Origin of the sequence: Agromyces sp. CF514 (assembly GCF_900113185.1) — a bacterium.
In the GTDB taxonomy this organism is placed as follows: Bacteria; Actinomycetota; Actinomycetes; order Actinomycetales; family Microbacteriaceae; genus Agromyces.
Genome location: NZ_FOZD01000001.1, coordinates 2,438,597 through 2,457,157, shown reverse-complemented (window position 1 = coordinate 2,457,157; position 18,561 = coordinate 2,438,597). Strand labels below are relative to the sequence as shown.

Here is an 18,561-nt window from a genome sequence, read left to right as displayed (position 1 = left end):
CTGTCGGTCGACTATTCGCCGGCCGCCACGATGTTGACCACCTTGCGGCCGCCCTTGGTGCCGAACTGCACCGAGCCGGCCTCGAGTGCGAACAGCGTGTCGTCGCCACCGCGACCGACACCCGCACCGGGGTGGAAGTGGGTGCCGCGCTGGCGGACGAGGATCTCGCCTGCGCTGACGACCTGGCCGCCGAAGCGCTTCACGCCGAGGCGCTGTGCGTTCGAGTCACGACCGTTGCGAGTGGAGCTCGCTCCCTTTTTGTGTGCCATGTCTGATTCTCCTTGCGAGCCGCAGCTGTTACTTGATGCCGGTGACCTTGACGCGCGTGAGCTCCTGACGGTGGCCCTGGCGCTTCTTGTAGCCGGTCTTGTTCTTGAACTTCTGGATCACGATCTTGGGGCCGCGGAGGTCGTTGAGGACCTCGGCCGTGACCGTGACCTTTGCAAGCGACTTGGCGTCGGAGGTGATGTTCTCGCCGTCGACGAGGAGGACCGCGGCGAGCTGGACGTTGCCGTCCTTGTCTGCCTTGATGCGGTCCATCGTGACGATGGTGCCGACTTCGACCTTCTCCTGCCGACCGCCGGCGCGCACTACTGCGTAAACCACTACTCGTACCTATCTTTGGGGAACCAAGGGGGTTCCGACTGTCTGATGGGATGTCACTGCGCGGTCGCCCCAGCGGGAAGAAGGGTGGTGACTGCCAGAAAACTGTGTGGGCACGCCGTGATAAGCGGCGGCACCAACGGTCGAGTTTACCGGATGAGAGGCACTCGGTCAAACGGGCGGCCCCCGGCGCGTCGCGCGCCGTCCCGCCTAGGATCAGGGCATGACCGTACTCATCGACACGCCGCTCTGGCCGAAGCACGGCACGGTGTGGGCGCACCTCGTGAGCGACGAGTCGATCGCCGAGCTCAAGGCCTTCGCCGACGCGGCAGGCCTGCCCCCCAGGGGCTTCGACCTCGACCACTACGACGTCCCGGTCGAACGGTACGACGCGCTCGTCGCAGCCGGTGCGGTGCCCGTGCCCCCGCGCGAACTCGTGCGACGGCTGGCCGCGAGCGGCCTGCGCGTGCTCCCCCGTGACCGCCGGATCCGTCGGGAGCGCGATCGGGCCGGCACCGACTGACGCGGATGCCGACCCGATCGAGCGCTGCTACTCGGAGTCGGACTGCTCGCCGGAATCGGCGGGCGACCCATCGGCGCGCGTGATGACGGGGGCTCCGCCCGCGGGCGACAGCGCGGCCGTCGAGACGCGGCGGCTGCGCGAACGGCCTTCGCCGGCCTTCTTCGGAGCGGGCAGGGCGTCGAGCACCGAGTCGAGCAGCTCGGCGGTGCCGGCCGCCGGTTCGGGGCGGGTGCGCGGCGCGGACACCACGGGCAGATCGAAGATCGCGGCGACCGCGGGCGTCGGCTCGGCGGCCGAAGGACTCGCATCGGCGGCCGAGGCCTCGACGGCCGGTGCGGACTGCGCGGCAGGAGCCTGATCGGTCGGCGCGGCATCCGACACGGCCTGCTCACGCGGTTCGGCCGAGGCCGCCGACGGCGAGTCGGCACCGGACTCGGATGCCGCGGCGCCGGCCTGCTCGCGCGATGCACGACGCCCGCGCCCGCGGCGTCGACCCTGCCGGGGTGCAGCCGCCTCGTCATCGGACCTGGCCTCGACGGCGGGTGCCGCGACGGGCGTGGACTCCGTGGCCGGCGCGTCGCCCTCGCGGTGCTCGGTGTGCGGGATCGTCGATGCGGCGATCTGCGCGAGCGCGTGCTTCACGTCTTCGGTGATGGCGTGCGTGCCGGTGTGGGCCTTCGGCTCGGTCGGGTGCGCATGCTGCGAACCGCCGCCGGTGCTGCCACCGCCGCCGTTGCCGCCGGTGGCGCCGCCGGTGCCGGAGCCCTGAGGTGCACGGCCGCCGCGACGGCGGTCGGACTGCGGCTGCTGCGGTGCACTGCGGTGCTTGAAGACCGGCTCGTGGTGCACCACGATGCCGCGACCCGCGCAGACCTCGCACGGCTCGCTGAAGGTCTCGAGCAGGCCGAGGCCGAGCTTCTTGCGCGTCATCTGCACGAGGCCGAGCGAGGTGACCTCGGCCACCTGGTGCTTCGTGCGGTCGCGCGACAGGCACTCGATGAGTCGGCGGAGCACGAGGTCGCGATTGGACTCGAGCACCATGTCGATGAAGTCGACCACGATGATGCCGCCGATGTCGCGCAGACGCAGCTGGCGCACGATCTCTTCGGCTGCCTCGAGGTTGTTCTTCGTGACGGTCTCCTCGAGGTTGCCGCCGGAGCCGACGAACTTGCCCGTGTTGACGTCGACCACGGTCATGGCCTCGGTGCGGTCGATCACGAGGGAGCCGCCCGAGGGCAGCCAGACCTTGCGGTCGAGCGCCTTCTCGATCTGCTCGCTGATGCGGAAGGAGTCGAACGAGTCGCGATCGCCCTCGTAGGCCTCGACGCGCTCGAGGAGGTCGGGAGCCACGGCCCGGAGGTAGCGCTCGATGGTGCCGCGCGCCTCGTCGCCCTCGATGATCATCTTCTGGAAGTCCTCGTTGAAGACGTCGCGGACGATCTTGATGAGCAGGTCGGGCTCGGAGTGCAGCAGCGCGGGCGCCTGCGCCTTCTCGAGCTGGGCAGAGATGTCGGCCCACTGCGCGAGCAGGCGGTTGACGTCGAGCGTCAGCTGCTCCTCGGTGGCGCCCTCGGCGGCGGTGCGCACGATCACGCCCTGGTTCTCGGGCAGCACCTCCTTGAGGATCTTCTTCAGGCGGGCGCGCTCGGTGTCGGGGAGCTTGCGGCTGATGCCGTTCATCGAGCCGTTCGGCACGTACACGAGGTATCGGCCCGGCAGGGAGATCTGGCTCGTCAGGCGCGCGCCCTTGTGCCCGACCGGGTCCTTCGTGACCTGCACGAGCACGCGGTCGCCGGGCTTCAGCGCGAGCTCGATGCGGCGCGGCTGGTTCTTCTCGCCGTTCTCGGCTGCCGCGTCCCAGTCGACCTCTCCGGAGTAGAGCACGGCGTTGCGGCCGCGGCCGATGTCGACGAAGGCTGCCTCCATGCTCGGCAGCACGTTCTGCACGCGGCCGAGGTAGACGTTGCCGATGAGCGATGCGTCCTGATTGCGGGCGACGTAGTGCTCGACGAGCACACCGTCTTCGAGCACGCCGATCTGGATGCGCCCGCTCTTCTCGCGGACGATCATCGAGCGATCGACCGACTCGCGACGGGCGAGGAACTCGGACTCGGTGATGATCGTGCGGCGACGACCGGCATCGCGGCCGTCGCGGCGGCGCTGCTTCTTCGCCTCGAGGCGGGTCGAGCCCTTGACGCGCTGCGGCTCGGTGATGAGCTCGGGTTCGCGGGGCGTGCGCACCTTGACGACGGTGTTCGCGGGCTGGTCGCCCGTCGACCGGGCCTCCTCGCCGCTGCGGCGCCGAGTGCGGCGACGTACGCTCGAACCCTCGTCGTCGCTGTCGGTGCCCGGGAAGTCGCCGCGGTCGGAACGCTCACCGCGCTCGGGACGATCGGGCTGCACGAGCACCGGCGGTGCGTGGAAGATCAGCGACGTGGTCGAGAGGTTCGCCGGGATCGGCGAGGCTGCGGCCTCGGCCTGGATCTCCGCGGATTCCGCATCGACGTCGTCTGCGGCGGGGCCGCCGACGTCGGCGCCCGCCCCGGTCACCGCGACGTGGCGGCCGGCATGGTGCGCTGCAGCCGACACGGGTGCGGGCACGTCGACGACCTCTGCGGGCGTCTCGGTCGCAGGTGCGGCCTCGACGGCGTCGGGGACGGTCGCCTCGGGCTCCTGCTGGGCCGCGCGGCCGCGGCCGCGGCGTCCGCCGAAGAGGCCGCCGCGCCGCTTGGGCGTGGCCTTCGGGTCGGGTCGGTTCTGGTGCTCGTTGCCTTCCACCATCTCTGGTGCACTCCTACACAGGTCGGGGCGGCCGCGCCGTCCCTTCCGTACTCTCAGGTGCGGTTCCGCGTCGTACGCAGAACCGCCAATTCTCAGCTCGCGACCGGCAGGGTTGCCCTGTCGCCACATCGTGCGGTGCGTTTCACCGCTCAGTCGGATGCGCGGCATCCGGGAAGTTTCGTCTGTCGCCGTTTCCGGGCCCGGCCCGGTCGGCTTCCTCGATTATCGCACGACCGGCGCCGAACCCGCCGATTCGCCGTGTCAGAATCGAGTCATGTCGGATGCCCGCGCTCGCCCGAAGCCCATCGCCCTCGCCGTCAGCCTCGTCGTGCTCGGCGCTTTCGGACTCCTCGCGGCGTGGGAGCTCTCGGTCGAGAAGGTGCTCGTGCTGATGGATCCGTCGCACGTCCCGAACTGCAATGTCGGCGTGCTCGTCGGCTGCAGCACGAACCTCGCGTCGTGGCAGGGCTCGGTGTTCGGCTTCCCGAATCCCTTCGTCGGCATGATGGCCTGGCCCGTGGTGATCACGATCGGCATGGCCCTGCTCGCGGGCGCGACGTTCTCCCGTTGGTTCTGGATCGCCTTCAACGTCGGCGTCGCGGGCGCACTCGTCTTCGTGGGCTGGCTGATCTACCAGAGCATCTACGTGCTCGACGTGCTGTGCCCGTGGTGCATGCTCACGTGGGCCGTCACGATCCCGACCTTCTGGCTCGTGACGCTGCACAACCTGAGGTCGGGCAACCTGCCCGCCTCGGTACGGGTACGCCGCCTCGCCGGCGCCTGGTACGGCTGGATCCCGGTCATCACGGTCGTCTGCTACGCCGTCGTGATCCTGCTCGCGCAGGCGCAGATGAACGCGATCCCGCGGGTGCTGATCGACCTCCAGAACGCCTGGCGCTGATCCTCAAGGTCCTCCGAAACGACGGATGCCGCGTCGACGCGAGGTGCGTCGACGCGGCATCCGTCGTTCGGCCGGTGTGCGGCCCGCGGCTCAGGCGAACCAGAGGCCGAGCTCGCGCTCGGCGGACTCGACCGAGTCGGAGCCGTGCACGAGGTTCTGCTGCACCTTGAGGCCCCAGTCGCGGCCGAAGTCGCCGCGGATCGTGCCGGGGGCTGCCGTCGTCGGGTCGGTGGTGCCGGCGAGCGAGCGGAATCCCTCGATCACGCGGTTGCCGGCGACGCGGATCGCGACGACGGGGCCCGACTCCATGAACTCGACGAGCGGCTCGTAGAACGGCTTGCCCTCGTGCTCGGCGTAGTGCTCGGCGAGGAGTTCGCGGTCGGCCTGCACGAGGCGGATGTCGACGAGCGAGTAGCCCTTGGCCTCGATGCGGCGGAGGATCTCGCCGGTGAGGTTGCGAGCGACGCCGTCGGGCTTGACGAGCACGAGGGTCTCTTCGATTGCGGTGGTCATTCGTGTTCCTTTCGGTAGTCGGCGAGGGCCGCCGACTTCTCTCGGTCGATGCGTTCGCCGACGATCATGCAGTAGGTCCAGATGCCGCCGAAGAGTGCTCCGATGAAGAACATCCCGGCGTTCAGGAACCCGGCGAGGAGGATGAGCGCCTGCACGGCCCAGCCGAGCGCGTACGCCCAGCGGTGCTTGAGCAGGCCGATGGTGGCGATCATGAGCACGATCACGATGCCGCCCGCGACGAGCGACGACCAGCGCGGCAGTCCGAACGCGCCGCCGTCGTCGGGCGTGAGGCCCCAGATGACGAGCGAGGCGAGGAAGACCACGAGCAGCTCGAAGCCGAGCACGATCGAGGCGAGGCTCGCGCGCACCGAGCGAGGGGCGGATGCCGCGGCGGCGGCCTGCGCCTCGGCAGCGGTGCTCTCGTCGGACGCCCGGTCGCTGGGGGTCGCCTCGTTGTCGGGAGTCGGGTCGCCGGGCAGGCCGCTCATCGGGCTCCCCAGCCGCGGTCGGAGGCGATCGCGATCGCCTCGCCGACCAGCAGCACGGATCCGGTGACGACCACCGCGCGCTTGTCGCCCTCGGTGGCCCAGTCGCGGGCCTCGTCGAGGGCGTCGTCGAGCCGGTCGATGACGGTCACGCGGTCGGAGCCGACCTTCGCCGCCACGATGCCCGCGAGGCGCTCGGCGTCGGTCGCGCGGTCCGAGTCGGGAGTCGTCACGATGAACTGCGCGTCGAGGCCCGCGAGCACGTCGACGATGCCGTCGGCGTCCTTGTCGCCGAGCACGCCGAGCACGATCGCGACCTCGTCGAAGTCGAACGATTCGCGGAGGGAGGCGACGAGCGACCTCGCGCCGTGCGGGTTGTGCGCGGCGTCGACGATCACGGTCGGGCCGGATCCGACGATCTGCAGCCGGCCGGGCGACGTCACGCTGCCGAGGCCGACCTCGACGACCTCGTCGGCGAGGCGCACGCTGCCGCTGCCGATGAACGCCTCGACCGAGGCGACCGCGACCGCGGCGTTCTGTGCCTGATGGCTGCCGAACAGCGGCAGGGCGAGGTCGTGGTACGACCCCGCGAGCCCCCGGATCGAGACGAGCTGGCCGCCGACGGCGACCGTGGTCGAGATGACCGAGAACGCGTCGCCCTCGACGGCGAGCGTCGACTCGGTGAGGTCGGCCGCGTACTCGAGCACCTGGAGCACGTCGTCGCGCTGCTGCGCGGAGACGACCGAGGCCGACGGCTTGATGATGCCCGACTTCGTGCGGGCGATCTCGACGACGTCCTTGCCGAGTCGGCTCTGGTGGTCGAGGTCGATCGGCGTGATCACGGCGACCTGGCCGTCGGCGACGTTCGTGGAGTCCCACTCGCCGCCCATACCGACCTCGAGCACCATGACGTCGACGGGCGCGTCGGCGAAGCAGGCGAATGCCAGCACCGTGAAGGCCTCGAAGAAGGTCAGCGGGGACTCTCCGGCGCCCTCGAGCTCGGCGTCGACGATCGCGATGAACGGCTCGATCTCCTCCCAGTTGCGGGCGAGCGCCTCGTCGCTGATCGACTCGCCGTCGATGCGAATGCGCTCGGTGAATCGCTCGAGGTGCGGGCTCGTGAGCAGGCCGGTGCGCAGGCCGGAGGCGCGCAGCAGGCTCTCGATCATGCGGCTCGTCGAGGTCTTGCCGTTCGTGCCCGTGAGGTGGATCACCGGGGCCGAGCGGTGCGGGTCGCCGAGGAGCTCGACGGCACGCCGGGTGGGCTCCAGGCGCGGGCGCGGGGACCCCTCGCCGACGCGCCCGAGCAGGTGCGCGTAGACCGCGTCGGCCGCATCGCGGGCCTCTGCGTCGAACGCCTCGTCGGCCTCGGACCCGTCGATGCCGTTCGCCTCGGCGCCTGCGGCTGCCGCGGGTTCGCCGTCGTCGGACAGGCCGAGCGCGTCGAGCGCCTCGCGCGCGTCGAACGGCTCGTCGTCGGGATCGGGAGTCTGGTCGGGTGCGTCGGTCATGCCTGCTCCACTCCGATGGTCGCCTTGGTGCCGCCCGCGAGCGGCTGGATGCCGGAGGCCGCCGCCTCGTCGAGCTCGACGAGGTCGAGCGTCACGGCGAGCGTCTCCCGGGTGATGAGTTCGCGGTGGGTCGCCGCGGCTGCGAGCGATGCGGCGTCGAGCGCAAGCGTCAGCGCGATGCGGTCGCCCACCTCGAGCCCGGCGCCCTTGCGGGCCTCCTGCACGGCGCGGACCAGGTCGCGCGCGATGCCCTCGGCCTCGAGCTCGGGCGTGGTCTCGGTGTCGAGGATCGCGAAGCCGCCGTCGGCGAGCAGCGCGAGTGCGCGCGAGCCGGCGCCCGCTCCCCCGGCCTCGAGCACGAGGTCGTACTCGCCGGGCTCGAGCGCAATGCCGCCCGCGACGACCGTGTCGCCTTCGAGGTTCCAGTCGCCCGAGCGGGCCGCCTGGATCGCCTGCTGCACGGTCTTGCCGAGACGGGGTCCTGCCGCACGCGCGTTGACGCTGAGTCGCTTGGTCACGCCGTACGTCTCGGCGCTCGAGGCGTCGAGCTCGACGAGTTCGACGGCCTTGACGTTGAGCTCGTCGCGCAGGATCGCCTCGAACGGCGCCAGCGCCGCGGCATCCGTCGTCACGACCGTGAGCGATGCGAGCGGAAGCCGCACGCGCCGGGCCGCCTGCTTGCGCAGGGCGAGCACCGAACCGCTGATCTCGCGCACCGCGTCCATCGCGGCCACGAGCGCGTCGTCGGCCGGGTAGTCGGAGGCCTCGGGCCAGTCGGTCAGGTGCACGCTGCGCCCGCCGGTGAGCCCGCGCCAGACCTGCTCGGCCGTCAGCGGCAGCAGCGGCGCGGCGAGACGCGTGAAGGCCTCGAGCACCGTGGAGAGCGTGTCGAACGCCTCGCTCGAGGTCGCCTCGGCGTCGACGCCCGCCCAGAACCGGTCGCGCGAGCGGCGCACGTACCAGTTCGTGAGCACGTCGGCGAAGTCGCGCAGCTTTGCGGCCGCGAGGGTGGAGTCGAGCTTCTCGAGGTCGGTGGTCACGCCCTCGACGAGGTCGCGCAGCTTGGCGAAGAGGTACCGGTCGAGCACGTCGGTCGAGTCGGTGCGGGCAGATGCCTCGTAGCCGCCCTCGCGCGCCGTGTTGGCGTAGAGCGAGAAGAAGTACCACGTGCTCCAGAGCGGCAGCATGACCTGGCGCACGCCCTCGCGGATGCCCTCCTCGGTGACGATGAGGTTGCCGCCGCGCAGCACCGAGCTCGACATGAGGAACCAGCGCATCGCGTCGGAGCCGTCGCGGTCGAACACCTCGGACACGTCGGGGTAGTTGCGCAGCGACTTCGACATCTTCTGCCCGTCGCTGCCGAGCACGATGCCGTGGCTGATGACGTTCTTGTACGCGGGGCGGTCGAACAGCGCGGTCGAGAGCACGTGCATGACGTAGAACCAGCCGCGGGTCTGCCCGATGTACTCGACGATGAAGTCGGCCGGGTGATGCGTGTCGAACCACTCGCGGTTCTCGAACGGGTAGTGCACCTGTGCGAACGGCATCGACCCCGAGTCGAACCAGACGTCGAGCACGTCGGGGATGCGGCGCATCGTCGAGCGGCCGGTGGGGTCGTCGGGGTTCGGCCGGGTGAGGTCGTCGATGTACGGCCGGTGCAGGTCGGGCTCGCCGGCGGCGTTGCGCGGCAGGCGGCCGAAGTCGCGTTCGATCTCCTCGAGCGATCCGTAGACGTCGACGCGCGGGTGCTCGGGGTCGTCGCTCTTCCAGACGGGGATCGGCGAGCCGAAGTAGCGGTTGCGGCTGACCGACCAGTCGCGGGCGCCGGCGACCCACTTGCCGAACTGCCCGTCCTTGACGTTCTCGGGGACCCACGCGATCTCCTGGTTGAGCTCGCCCATGCGGTCGCGGAACTCGGGCACGCGGATGAACCAGCTCGAGACCGCCTTGTAGATCAGCGGGTTGCGGCAGCGCCAGCAGTGCGGGTACGAGTGCTCGTAGCTGGCCTGGCGGAGCAGGCGCCCCTCGGCCTTCAGCAGCTGCGTGAGCGGCTTGTTCGCGTCGCTCCACAGCTCGCCCGCGACATCCGTCACCTCGTGCTTGAACCGGCCGCCCTCGTCGAGCGAGAGGATCACCGGGATGCCGGCGGCTTCGCCGACCTTCTGGTCCTCTTCGCCGTAGGCGGGTGCCTGGTGCACGATGCCGGTGCCGTCTTCGGTGGTGACGTAGTCGGCGACGAGGATCTGCCATGCGTTCTCGAGGCCGTACGCCTCGACGTCGGCGTAGTAGTCGAACAGGCGGTCGTACGTGACGCCCTCGAGCTCTGCGCCGCGCACGGTGCGCGAGATCGCGGCACGCGCGTCGTCGACCGAGTCGTAGCCCAGGTCCTTCGCGTAGCCGCCGACCAGGTCGGTCGCGATGAGGTACTCGCCGCCCAGGACCTCGGTGTCGGATGCCCCGCCCGCCGCCTTCTCGCGCAACACCGTGGCGTCGGGCGTGCCGTTGGGTCCCGCAGGCACCACGGCGTACTCGATGTCGGGTCCGACCGCGAGCGCGAAGTTCGTCGGGAGGGTCCATGGCGTGGTCGTCCAGGCGAGCGCGCGCACGGCGGTGAGCCCCAGCGTCTCGGCCTTGGCGCCCGTGAGCGGGAACGTCACGGTGACCGTCTGGTCTTGCCGCATCTTGTAGACGTCGTCGTCCATGCGCAGCTCGTGGTTCGACAGCGGCGTCTGGTCGCGCCAGCAGTACGGCAGCACGCGGTGGCCCTCGTAGGCGAGCCCCTTCTCGTGCAGCTGCTTGAACGCCCAGATCACGGACTCCATGTAGGTCGTGTCGAGGGTCTTGTAGTCGTTGTCGAAGTCGACCCAGCGCGCCGAGCGGGTGACGTACTCCTGCCACTCCTTCGTGTAGCGGAGCACCGACGAGCGCGCGGCCTCGTTGAAGGCGGCGATGCCCATCTCCTCGATCTGCGCCTTGTCGGTGATGCCGAGCTGGCGCTCGGCCTCGAGCTCGGCGGGCAGGCCGTGCGTGTCCCAGCCGAAACGGCGGTGCACCTGCTTGCCGCGCATGGTCTGGAAGCGCGGGAACACGTCTTTGGCGTAGCCCGTGAGGAGGTGGCCGTAGTGGGGCAGGCCGTTCGCGAACGGCGGGCCGTCGTAGAAGACCCACTCGGGCGAGCCCTCGCGCTGGTCGATCGACGCCTGGAAGGTGCCGTCGGCGTTCCAGTACGCGAGCACGTCGCGCTCGCCTGCGGGGAAGTCGGGCGACGCGGCGACGCCGGACTCGTCGGGGGTACGCGGGTACACGCGGGCTCCTTGGATGACGGATGCTTCACGAGGACGCCGGCTGCTCGTCGAGCCACCGCCGCGGTACCACCTCGCTTGTCGCGCGACCTGCGCCGCACGACCTCTCTGACGGCTGTGACGGGCCGACCCGTTCGGCTCTACTGACGAGCGGCGGCCGTGGCATCCGTTCGCGTTCTTCCGAAGACTCCCCGGTGATGGCCGGATCGATGTCTGTCACACGATTGTACGCGTCGCGACGCCGCGATAGGCTCCGGGTTGGTGGTGAGAGCGCTCTCACGCATCCGCCCGCCGCACCGACCCACGCTGCTCGACTTCGACGACGAACTCCGGAGCCCCGATGACCGACTCCCCCGCACGCCCGGCCACGACCATCGCACGCCGCGGATTCCTCGCGCTGAGCGGATCGGCGGTCGCCGCGGCCCTCGCCGCCTGCACCGCGTCGCCCTCGCCGACGGGTGCGACGCCGACCCCGACGCCGTGGACGCCGCCCGCCGAGCCCATGACGTTCCCGTCCGACTACGTCTGGGGCACGGCCACGAGCGCGTACCAGGTCGAGGGTGCGACGACGCTCGACGGGCGCGGGCCGTCGGTCTGGGACACCTTCACCGCGACGACGGCCAACATCAAGGGCGGGGCCACGGGCGAGCCGGCGGCCGACCAGTACCACCGCTACGAGGCCGACGCCGACCTCATGGCCGACCTCGGGGTCGGCGCCTACCGCTTCTCGGTCTCGTGGTCGCGGATCCTGCCGACCGGGTCCGGAACGGTGAACCAGGCGGGCGTCGACCACTACCGGGCGGTGGTCGACGCGCTCGTCGCCCGCGGCATCCGTCCGGCGATCACGCTCTTCCACTGGGACCTGCCGCAGGCGCTGCAGGATGCCGGCGGCTGGACGAACCGCGACACGACGGCGCGGTTCGCCGAGTACGCGCGCGTGCTGTTCGACGCCCTCGGCGACGTCGAGGCCGACTGGTTCACGATCAACGAGCCCAAGACGCACGCCTTCGTGGGGCACTGGTACGGCGTGCACGCCCCCGGGCTGACCGATCCGGATGCCGCGGCCGCAGCCGTGCACCACCAGCTCCTCGCGCACGGGCTCGCGGTGCAGGCCTTCCGAGCCTCGGGCGCGAAGGGTCGCATCGGCATCGCGTTGAACCTGCTGCCCGCGTACCCGACGGATCCGGATGCCACCGGCGGCGCCGAGCGCGTCGACGCGAGCGAGAACCGCCTGTTCCTCGATCCGGTGCTGCTCGGCGCGTACCCGACCGACGCGATCGGCCCGTACCCGGGCTCGCTGCCGGCCGATGCGACGGCCTTCGAGGCGCTGCAACTGACGGGCGACCTCGACGTGATCTCGGAGCCGTGCGACCTGCTCGCGATCCAGTACTACGGAGTCACCGGCGTGGACGCGAACGGCAACACCGTGACGATCGAGCCGACCTCGGCCGCGAGCTGGCAGCAGATCCGCGCCGACGGGCTCTACGACCTGCTCACGCGCCTGCGCGACGACTACCCGCAGATCCCGATCCTCATCACCGAGAACGGCATGCCCGACCCGCTGCCGGCCGTCACCGTCGACGATCCGTACCGCATCGACTACCTGCGCACGCACTTCCAGCAGGCGGCCCGCGCGATCGGAGACGGCGTGCCCCTCATCGGGCATTTCGTCTGGTCGCTGCTCGACAACTTCGAGTGGGCCGAGGGCTACGCGCAGCGCTGGGGCATCGTCGCGGTCGACTTCGTCACGCAGGAGCGCCTGCCGAAGGCCAGCGCCGGGTTCTTCTCGGACGTCATCGCGGCGAACGCGGTCTCGCCCGACTGACCTGGCCGCCGGGAGGGCGCCCGGACTCAGTCAGCGGGTGCGGGGTCGAGCAGGGTCGCGAAGCCGCGGCACACGGGGCCTGCTGCCCGCGCGACCTCGGCCGCGAGGTCTCCGCGCTCGACGCCCTTCAGTGCCCACCCGCCGGCGGCGGTAGCCGCAGCGGCCGTCGCCGCGTTCGCGGCCGCGCGCACGATCGTCGGGTCGACGCGGTCGTCGACCCGCTCGGTCAGGAACGCGGCCAGCGCGTGCCCGACCGCGAGGTACCGGCCGAGGCCGGCCGAGAGGAACTCGTCGTAGGTGGCCATGGGCTCGCGCTGGCTGAGGGCGATGGGCACGGCGCCATGCGGATGCCTCGCGGCGAGCGCCGTGAGGGCGTGCTCGAGGGCATCCGATGGGTGCACGTCTTCGGGTGCCCGCTCGAGGATGCCGGGCAGCGCCGCGATGGTCTCGTCGGCGTCGAGCCAGAGCAGGTCGGACTTCGCGGCGAAGTAGTTGAAGAAGGTGTTGCGCCCGACGCCCGCGCGCTGCGCGATCTGGTCGATGGTCGTGCGCGCGTACCCCTGCTCGAGGAACAGCTCGCTCGCGGCGTCCTCGAGCGTGCGGCGCGAGGAGGCGCGAGGGCGGCCGCCGCGGGCGCGCGGGGCCGGTTCCGCGTTCGCGGCGATTCCGGGGCGCGTGCCGAAGGGCTCGGAATCCGTCATAGACTCATTATGGACCGAGTACCGAAACTCCTCCGTCCACTCCCCCATCGTCGCCCCACCAGAGGAGTCGCGCCCGCATGACGTCGCGCCCAAGCATCCGCCCCCTGACCCTCGCCGCACTGGCCGTGGCGAGCGCGCTCGTGCTCGCCGGCTGCACGCCGTCGGGCGACGCAACCGAGGCCTCCGGCGATCCGGTGACCGGCGGCACGCTCGTCTACGCGTCCGGCGATGCCGAGCCCAGCTGCCTCGACCCGCACGTGGGCGGCAACTACCCGCAGGCGCTCATCGCAGGGCAGTTCCTCGAATCGCTCGTCTCGCTCGACGAGTCGGGCGAGGTGATCCCGTGGCTCGCGACCGAGTGGACGGCGAGCGACGACGGGCTCACGTGGGACTTCACGCTCCGCGACGACGTGTCGTTCACCGACGGCACCCCGTTCGACGCCGAAGCGGTCAAGGTCAACGTCGAGCACCTGAAGGACCCGGCGACGCAGTCGTCGACCGGCTACCTCGCGCTCGGCAAGGTCGAGTCGGTCGAGGTCGTGAGCGACACCGTCGCACGGTTCCACCTCAGCGCCCCCGATAGCGCGCTGCTCGAGTCGCTCACGCAGCCGTGGAACGCGATCGAGTCGCCCGCCGGCATCGCCAGGGGCATGGAGGAGAACTGCGCAGCGCCCATCGGCACCGGCCCCTTCATCGTCGACGAGTGGATTCCCCAAGACCACGTGTCGCTCGTGCGCAACGACGACTACGTCACGGGCCCCGCCGATCGCGCACACGAGGGCGCCGCCTACCTCGACGGCATCGAGTGGAGGTTCATCCCCGACTCCGCCTCGCGGTACGCCGCACTGCAGGCCGGTGAGGTCGACATCATCGACAACGCCCAGCCCGACACCCTCGACCAGGCCGCGAAGTCCGGCACCCTCGTCGAGATCGACGCGCCGCGGCCCGGCGCCTCGAACCGCATCGAGCTGAACTCGGGTCAGGCGCCCTTCGACGACGTGCGCGTGCGCGAGGCGTTCATCCGTGCGGCCGACGTGAACGACGGCATCGACGCACTGTTCTTCGGCACCGCCGAGCGCTCGTACTCCGTGCTCTCGAGCGTCGAGCCGCTCGCCTTCTCCGACGACTCGCTCTTCGCGACCGACCTCGACCAGGCGAACGCCCTGCTCGACGACGCCGGCTGGACCGAGCGCGACGCCGACGGCATCCGCTCGAAGGACGGCGTGCCCCTGACCGTGCGCTTCCCCGTCTCGACGAACCAGTCGATCCCGGCCGAGCAGTCGCTTTTCGAGCAGATCCAGGCGACGGCGAAGGAGGCCGGCTTCGACGTGCAGCTCGAGCCGCTCGACCTCTCGGGCTGGTACGGCGCCCTGTTCGCCCACGAGTACGAGGCCGTGAGCGCCCCGTACACGAAGGTCGGTCCCGACGTGCTGCGGATCCTCTACCACTCCGACAGCATCACGCCCGCGCCGAGCGGCTACTTCGCGAACCTCGCGCAGCTCGACGACCCCGAGCTCGACGCGCTGCTGACCGAGGCCGCGTCCGAGTCCGACCCCGATGCACGCGCCGACCTGTACGAGCAGGCGCAGCAGATCATCCTCGGCGGCTTCTACGCCCTGCCGCTCTACGACCAGCAGAACCACTTCCTGCACTCGCCGAAGCTCGAGGGCGCGCGTGCGATGCCGACCGTGTCGACGCCCACGTTCGCCGACGCCTGGCTGGCAGACTGAGCGGATGCCACGAAGCCGAACGCTCCGGCGGGTCGCACTGCGACTCGCCGGAGCGCTGTTCGTGCTCTGGGCCGTCGCGACGCTGACCTTCTTCGCCGTGCACCTCGTGCCGGGCGACCCCGCGCAGGCGATCCTCGGCGGCCCGGGATCGCAGGCCTCGCAGGAGGCGCTCGACCAGGTGCGCGCCGACTACGGCCTCGACCAGCCGCTCGTCGTGCAGTACCTCGCCATGCTCGGCAGGCTCGCAGCGGGTGACCTCGGCGACTCCTATGCACTGAAGACGCCCGTCGCCGACCTCATCGCCGGCCAGCTGCTCGGCACGCTGACGCTCGCGTTGATGGCCCTCGTCGTCGCGTGGGTGCTCGCGATCGGGCTCGCGCTGTGGTCGACGTCGGCCGGTCGCATCGGCCGGGCGATCGCGGCGGGCATCGAGCTCACCGCGGCCGCCCTCCCCCACTTCTGGCTCGCGACCGTGCTCATCGCCGTGTTCTCGACCTCCCTCGGCTGGTTGCCGCCCGTCGCGAACGACCAGCCGTCGGGGCTGGTGCTGCCCGTGCTGACGCTTGCGGTTCCCCTGGCCGGGTTCCTCGCCCAGCTCATGCGCGAGCAGATGCTCGAGGCGCTGGAGCAGCCCTTCACGACCTCGGCGCTCGCGCGCGGCGAGTCCGCGGCCGGCATCCGCCTGCGGCACGCCCTGCGGCACGCGGCGCTGCCGGCCGTGAACCTCTCGGGCTGGGCGGTCGGCTACCTCATCTCGGGAGCCGTCGTGGTCGAGACGATCTTCGCGAGGCCCGGCCTCGGTCGCACGCTCCTGCGCGCGACCGAGCTGCGCGACGTGCCGGTGGTCATCGGCGTCGTGCTCGTGGTCGCGGTCGTCTACGTCGCCATGACCGTGCTCACCGATGTCGTCTCGCGAGCCGTCGACCCCCGCATCGTCGTGGAGGAGCGCGCATGAGCGACCTCGAGCTCTCCAACCGTGCGGTCTCCGGGCGCGCGCTGCCGCGGCCGCCCCGCGCCGGGACCGTCCTCGCCCTGGCGTTCGTGGCCTTCCTGGCGGTGGCGACGATCGCCCCCGGCCTGCTGCAGACCGCCGATCCGCTCGCCATCGCACCGCGCGAGGCGTTCGAACCGCCCTCGGCCGCCCACTGGTTCGGCACCGACGAATCCGGTCGCGACGTCTACAGCCGCGTCGTCGAGGGCACGGGCACCTCGCTCCTGATCGGCGTGAGCGCGACCGCGATCGGACTCGCGCTCGGCCTGCTGCTCGGCGCACTCGCCGGGCTCGGCGGGCGCGTGCTCGACTTCGTCGTCGGGCGCGCGAACGAGGTGCTCTTCGCCTTCCCCGGCATCCTGCTCGCGTTGCTGATCATCGTGCTCTGGGGACCGGGCCCGGTCACGGCGACGATCGCCGTCGGGCTCTCGACCGCACCCGGCTATGCACGCATCATCCGCGGCGAGCTCGTGACCGTCCGCTCGTCGGGCTACGTCGAGGCCGCGCGCGTGCTCGGCCACGGCCGCACGCGGATCCTCGCACGGCACATCCTGCCGAACGCGCTCGCGCCGATCGTCGTGCTCGCGACGCTCGGCATCGGACAGGCCGTCGTCTGGGCCTCGGCGCTCAGCTACCTCGGCCTCGGGGCGCAGCCGCCCGCGCCCGAATGGGGCGCCATGCTGTCGGCCGGACGCACGTACATCACGACCGCATGGTGGCTCACGGTCTTCCCGGGCCTCATGATCGTGCTCACGACCATCACGACCACGGTGCTCGGCCGAGGGCTCGCCGCGCGCGACGGAGCCCGCCGATGACCCCCCGCGTCCCCGTCCCCGCGCCCGAGCCCGCCGCGCCCGAGCCCGGCGTGCCCGAGCCCGGCGTGCCCGCGGCGGCCCCGTCGGTGCTCGACGTGCGGGGGCTCACCGTGTCGTTCCCGGGTGACCGCGCCAGCGGACGACGGGAGGTCGTGCGAGCCGTCGACCTCACCGTCGAGCCCGGGCAGTGCGTCGCGATCGTCGGCGAGTCCGGGTCGGGCAAGTCCGTCACTGCCAGAGCACTGCTCGGCCTCGCCGGGCCGGGGTCCCTGGTGCGGGCCGATCACCTCGTCGTCGCCGGCGCCGATCGACGCGGCGCGACCGAGCGCGACTGGCGGCGCACCCGCGGCGTAGGCGCCGGACTCGTGCTGCAGGACGCCCTCGTCTCGCTCGACCCACTGCGCACCATCGGCCGCGAGATCGGCGACCCGCTCCGCATCCATCGGCGGATGTCGCACGCCACCGCCCGTGCGCGCGCGATCGAGCTGCTCGAACTCGTGGGCATGCCGCACCCGACCCTCACGGTCGACCGGCGCTCCGGCGAGCTCTCGGGCGGCATGCGCCAGCGCGCGCTCATCGCCTCGGCGCTCGCGCTCGACCCGCCCCTGCTCATCGCCGACGAGCCCACCACCGCGCTCGACGTCGGCGTGCAGGCCCGCGTGCTCGGCCTGCTCGACGAGGCCCGCTCGCGCGGCACGGGCGTGCTGCTCATCAGCCACGACCTCGCCGTCGTCTCGCGCATCGCCGACCGCGTGATCGTGCTCGACCAGGGAACCGTGGTCGAGCAGGGGCCGACGGGCGAGATCCTCGGCGCGCCACGGCATCCGATCACGCGTGCGCTCATCGCGGCCGTGCCGACCGAGGTGCCGCGAGGGCGGCGACTGGTCGTCACGGAACGCCCCGAAGCGCCAGGCGCCGTCCGGGAGCACGGGCAGACGGATGCGACGGCGACGGCGACCGCGGAGCCGACGACCGCGAAGCCGACGACCGCAGATGCCGTGCACGACGCGCTCGGGTCCGCGGGAGGGGCTGCGCCGGCCCTCGAAGGCATCGGCCTCTCGAAGTCGTTCCGTGCAGGCGCGGGCACCACGCACGCCGTGCAGGACGTCTCGTTCCGCGTGGAGGCCGGTCGCACGCTCGGCCTCGTCGGCGAGTCGGGCTCCGGCAAGACGACGCTCGCCCGCCTCGCGCTCGGCCTCACCGCACCCGACGCCGGCGAGGTGCGGCTCGCGGGCGAGCCGTGGGCGCCCCTGCCCGAGCGCGACCGCACGTCGCGGCGATCGCGCATCGGCGCCGTCTACCAGGACGCGTTCGGCTCGTTCGATCCACGGTGGAGCGTGCGGCGCATCCTCGGCGATGCGCTGGCCGCCGCCCGGCACGAGGCGACGGACGCCGCGATCACGGCCCTGCTCGACCAGGTGCACGTTCCCGCGGACGCCGCCGCGCGGCATCCGCTCGCGCTGTCGGGAGGGCAGCGCCAGCGAGTGGCGATCGCCCGCGCCCTGGCCGGATCGCCCGAGGTGCTCGTGTGCGACGAACCCGTGTCGGCCCTCGACGCGACGGTGCAGGCGCGCGTGCTCGACCTCCTCGACGAACTCCAGCGCGAGCACGGCCTGGCGCTGCTGTTCGTCTCGCACGACCTCGGGGTGATCCGGCACATGAGCGACACGGTCGCCGTGATGCGGAACGGGCGCATCGTCGAGCACGGCGAGACCGAGCGTGTCTTCACCGCACCCGAGCACGAGATCACGGCGGCGCTCATCAGGGACGCGCCGAGGCTCGTGCGCGGCGGGGGCCCGGCCTCGTTCCGCTAGGCTTGAGCGTCGCACATTCAGGCACCTCACCACGGACTCGGTGCCGCAGATATCGAACCGGAGCAT

Annotated in this window: 15 protein-coding genes; 7 read left to right on the top strand and 8 right to left on the bottom strand. The window is 71.5% G+C overall.

Translation table 11 applies throughout. The features are described from left to right. Positions 1 to 11 precede the first annotated feature (11 nt). Positions 12 to 269: a 50S ribosomal protein L27 gene (gene rpmA, locus BM342_RS10950; RefSeq protein ID WP_055857715.1), complete on the bottom strand. Its 258-nt coding sequence runs from the start codon at positions 267 to 269 to the stop codon at positions 12 to 14. 28 nt (positions 270 to 297) lie between these two features. Then, positions 298 to 606, bottom strand: a complete 309-nt coding sequence (gene rplU / locus BM342_RS10945) for a 50S ribosomal protein L21 (protein WP_074401007.1) — start codon at positions 604 to 606, stop codon at positions 298 to 300. A 220-nt stretch (positions 607 to 826) separates the two neighbouring features. On the opposite strand from rplU, the gene BM342_RS10940 reads away from it, so the two are divergent. Next, a complete protein-coding gene (locus BM342_RS10940) occupies positions 827 to 1,126 on the top strand; it encodes a DUF4031 domain-containing protein (protein WP_092965632.1) in 300 nt (99 codons plus the stop codon). Positions 1,127 to 1,153: 27 nt separating this feature from the next. On the opposite strand, the gene BM342_RS10935 is transcribed toward BM342_RS10940, so the two are convergent. Beyond that, on the bottom strand, positions 1,154 to 3,907 hold the full coding sequence (locus BM342_RS10935) for a ribonuclease E/G (RefSeq protein WP_092965630.1): 2,754 nt from the start codon (positions 3,905 to 3,907) through the stop codon (positions 1,154 to 1,156). Positions 3,908 to 4,181: 274 nt separating this feature from the next. Between BM342_RS10935 and BM342_RS10930 the strand changes: the two genes are divergently transcribed. Then, a complete protein-coding gene (locus BM342_RS10930; RefSeq protein ID WP_092965628.1) occupies positions 4,182 to 4,808 on the top strand; it encodes a vitamin K epoxide reductase family protein in 627 nt (208 codons plus the stop codon). Positions 4,809 to 4,898: 90 nt separating this feature from the next. On the opposite strand, the gene ndk is transcribed toward BM342_RS10930, so the two are convergent. The 4 genes from ndk to ileS are packed head-to-tail and all read right to left on the bottom strand — an operon-like array spanning position 4,899 to position 10,622. After that, positions 4,899 to 5,321, bottom strand: a complete 423-nt coding sequence (gene ndk / locus BM342_RS10925; protein WP_092965626.1) for a nucleoside-diphosphate kinase — start codon at positions 5,319 to 5,321, stop codon at positions 4,899 to 4,901. Next, complete coding sequence (locus BM342_RS10920) at positions 5,318 to 5,809, bottom strand: DUF4233 domain-containing protein (RefSeq protein ID WP_092965624.1); 492 nt, start codon at positions 5,807 to 5,809, stop codon at positions 5,318 to 5,320. Before BM342_RS10920 ends, ndk begins: the two co-directional genes overlap by 4 nt. Beyond that, the gene (locus BM342_RS10915) at positions 5,806 to 7,317 is read right to left on the bottom strand and encodes a bifunctional folylpolyglutamate synthase/dihydrofolate synthase (protein ID WP_092965622.1); all 1,512 of its coding nucleotides are present in this window, start codon (positions 7,315 to 7,317) and stop codon (positions 5,806 to 5,808) included. Before BM342_RS10915 ends, BM342_RS10920 begins: the two co-directional genes overlap by 4 nt. After that, positions 7,314 to 10,622, bottom strand: coding sequence for an isoleucine--tRNA ligase (gene ileS / locus BM342_RS10910; protein WP_255368680.1), 3,309 nt, complete (start codon positions 10,620 to 10,622; stop codon positions 7,314 to 7,316). The genes BM342_RS10915 and ileS overlap by 4 nt, the downstream gene beginning before the upstream one ends. A gap of 337 nt (positions 10,623 to 10,959) precedes the next feature. Here ileS and BM342_RS10905 point away from each other — a divergent pair, with 337 nt between their 5' ends. Beyond that, positions 10,960 to 12,444 (top strand): GH1 family beta-glucosidase, encoded by a 1,485-nt coding sequence (locus tag BM342_RS10905; RefSeq protein WP_092965618.1) that lies wholly within the window; start codon positions 10,960 to 10,962, stop codon positions 12,442 to 12,444. Between the two features lie 26 nt (positions 12,445 to 12,470). On the opposite strand, the gene BM342_RS19895 is transcribed toward BM342_RS10905, so the two are convergent. After that, positions 12,471 to 13,145, bottom strand: a complete 675-nt coding sequence (locus tag BM342_RS19895; protein ID WP_092965616.1) for a TetR/AcrR family transcriptional regulator — start codon at positions 13,143 to 13,145, stop codon at positions 12,471 to 12,473. A gap of 77 nt (positions 13,146 to 13,222) precedes the next feature. On the opposite strand from BM342_RS19895, the gene BM342_RS10895 reads away from it, so the two are divergent. The 4 genes from BM342_RS10895 to BM342_RS10880 are packed head-to-tail and all read left to right on the top strand — an operon-like array spanning position 13,223 to position 18,495. Beyond that, positions 13,223 to 14,875, top strand: coding sequence for an ABC transporter substrate-binding protein (locus tag BM342_RS10895; RefSeq protein WP_092965614.1), 1,653 nt, complete (start codon positions 13,223 to 13,225; stop codon positions 14,873 to 14,875). 4 nt (positions 14,876 to 14,879) lie between these two features. Then, complete coding sequence (locus tag BM342_RS10890) at positions 14,880 to 15,830, top strand: ABC transporter permease (RefSeq protein ID WP_092965612.1); 951 nt, start codon at positions 14,880 to 14,882, stop codon at positions 15,828 to 15,830. After that, positions 15,827 to 16,681, top strand: a complete 855-nt coding sequence (locus BM342_RS10885) for an ABC transporter permease (protein ID WP_092965610.1) — start codon at positions 15,827 to 15,829, stop codon at positions 16,679 to 16,681. The genes BM342_RS10890 and BM342_RS10885 overlap by 4 nt, the downstream gene beginning before the upstream one ends. Continuing rightward, positions 16,678 to 18,495, top strand: coding sequence for a dipeptide ABC transporter ATP-binding protein (locus BM342_RS10880; protein WP_092965608.1), 1,818 nt, complete (start codon positions 16,678 to 16,680; stop codon positions 18,493 to 18,495). Before BM342_RS10885 ends, BM342_RS10880 begins: the two co-directional genes overlap by 4 nt. Positions 18,496 to 18,561 lie beyond the last annotated feature (66 nt).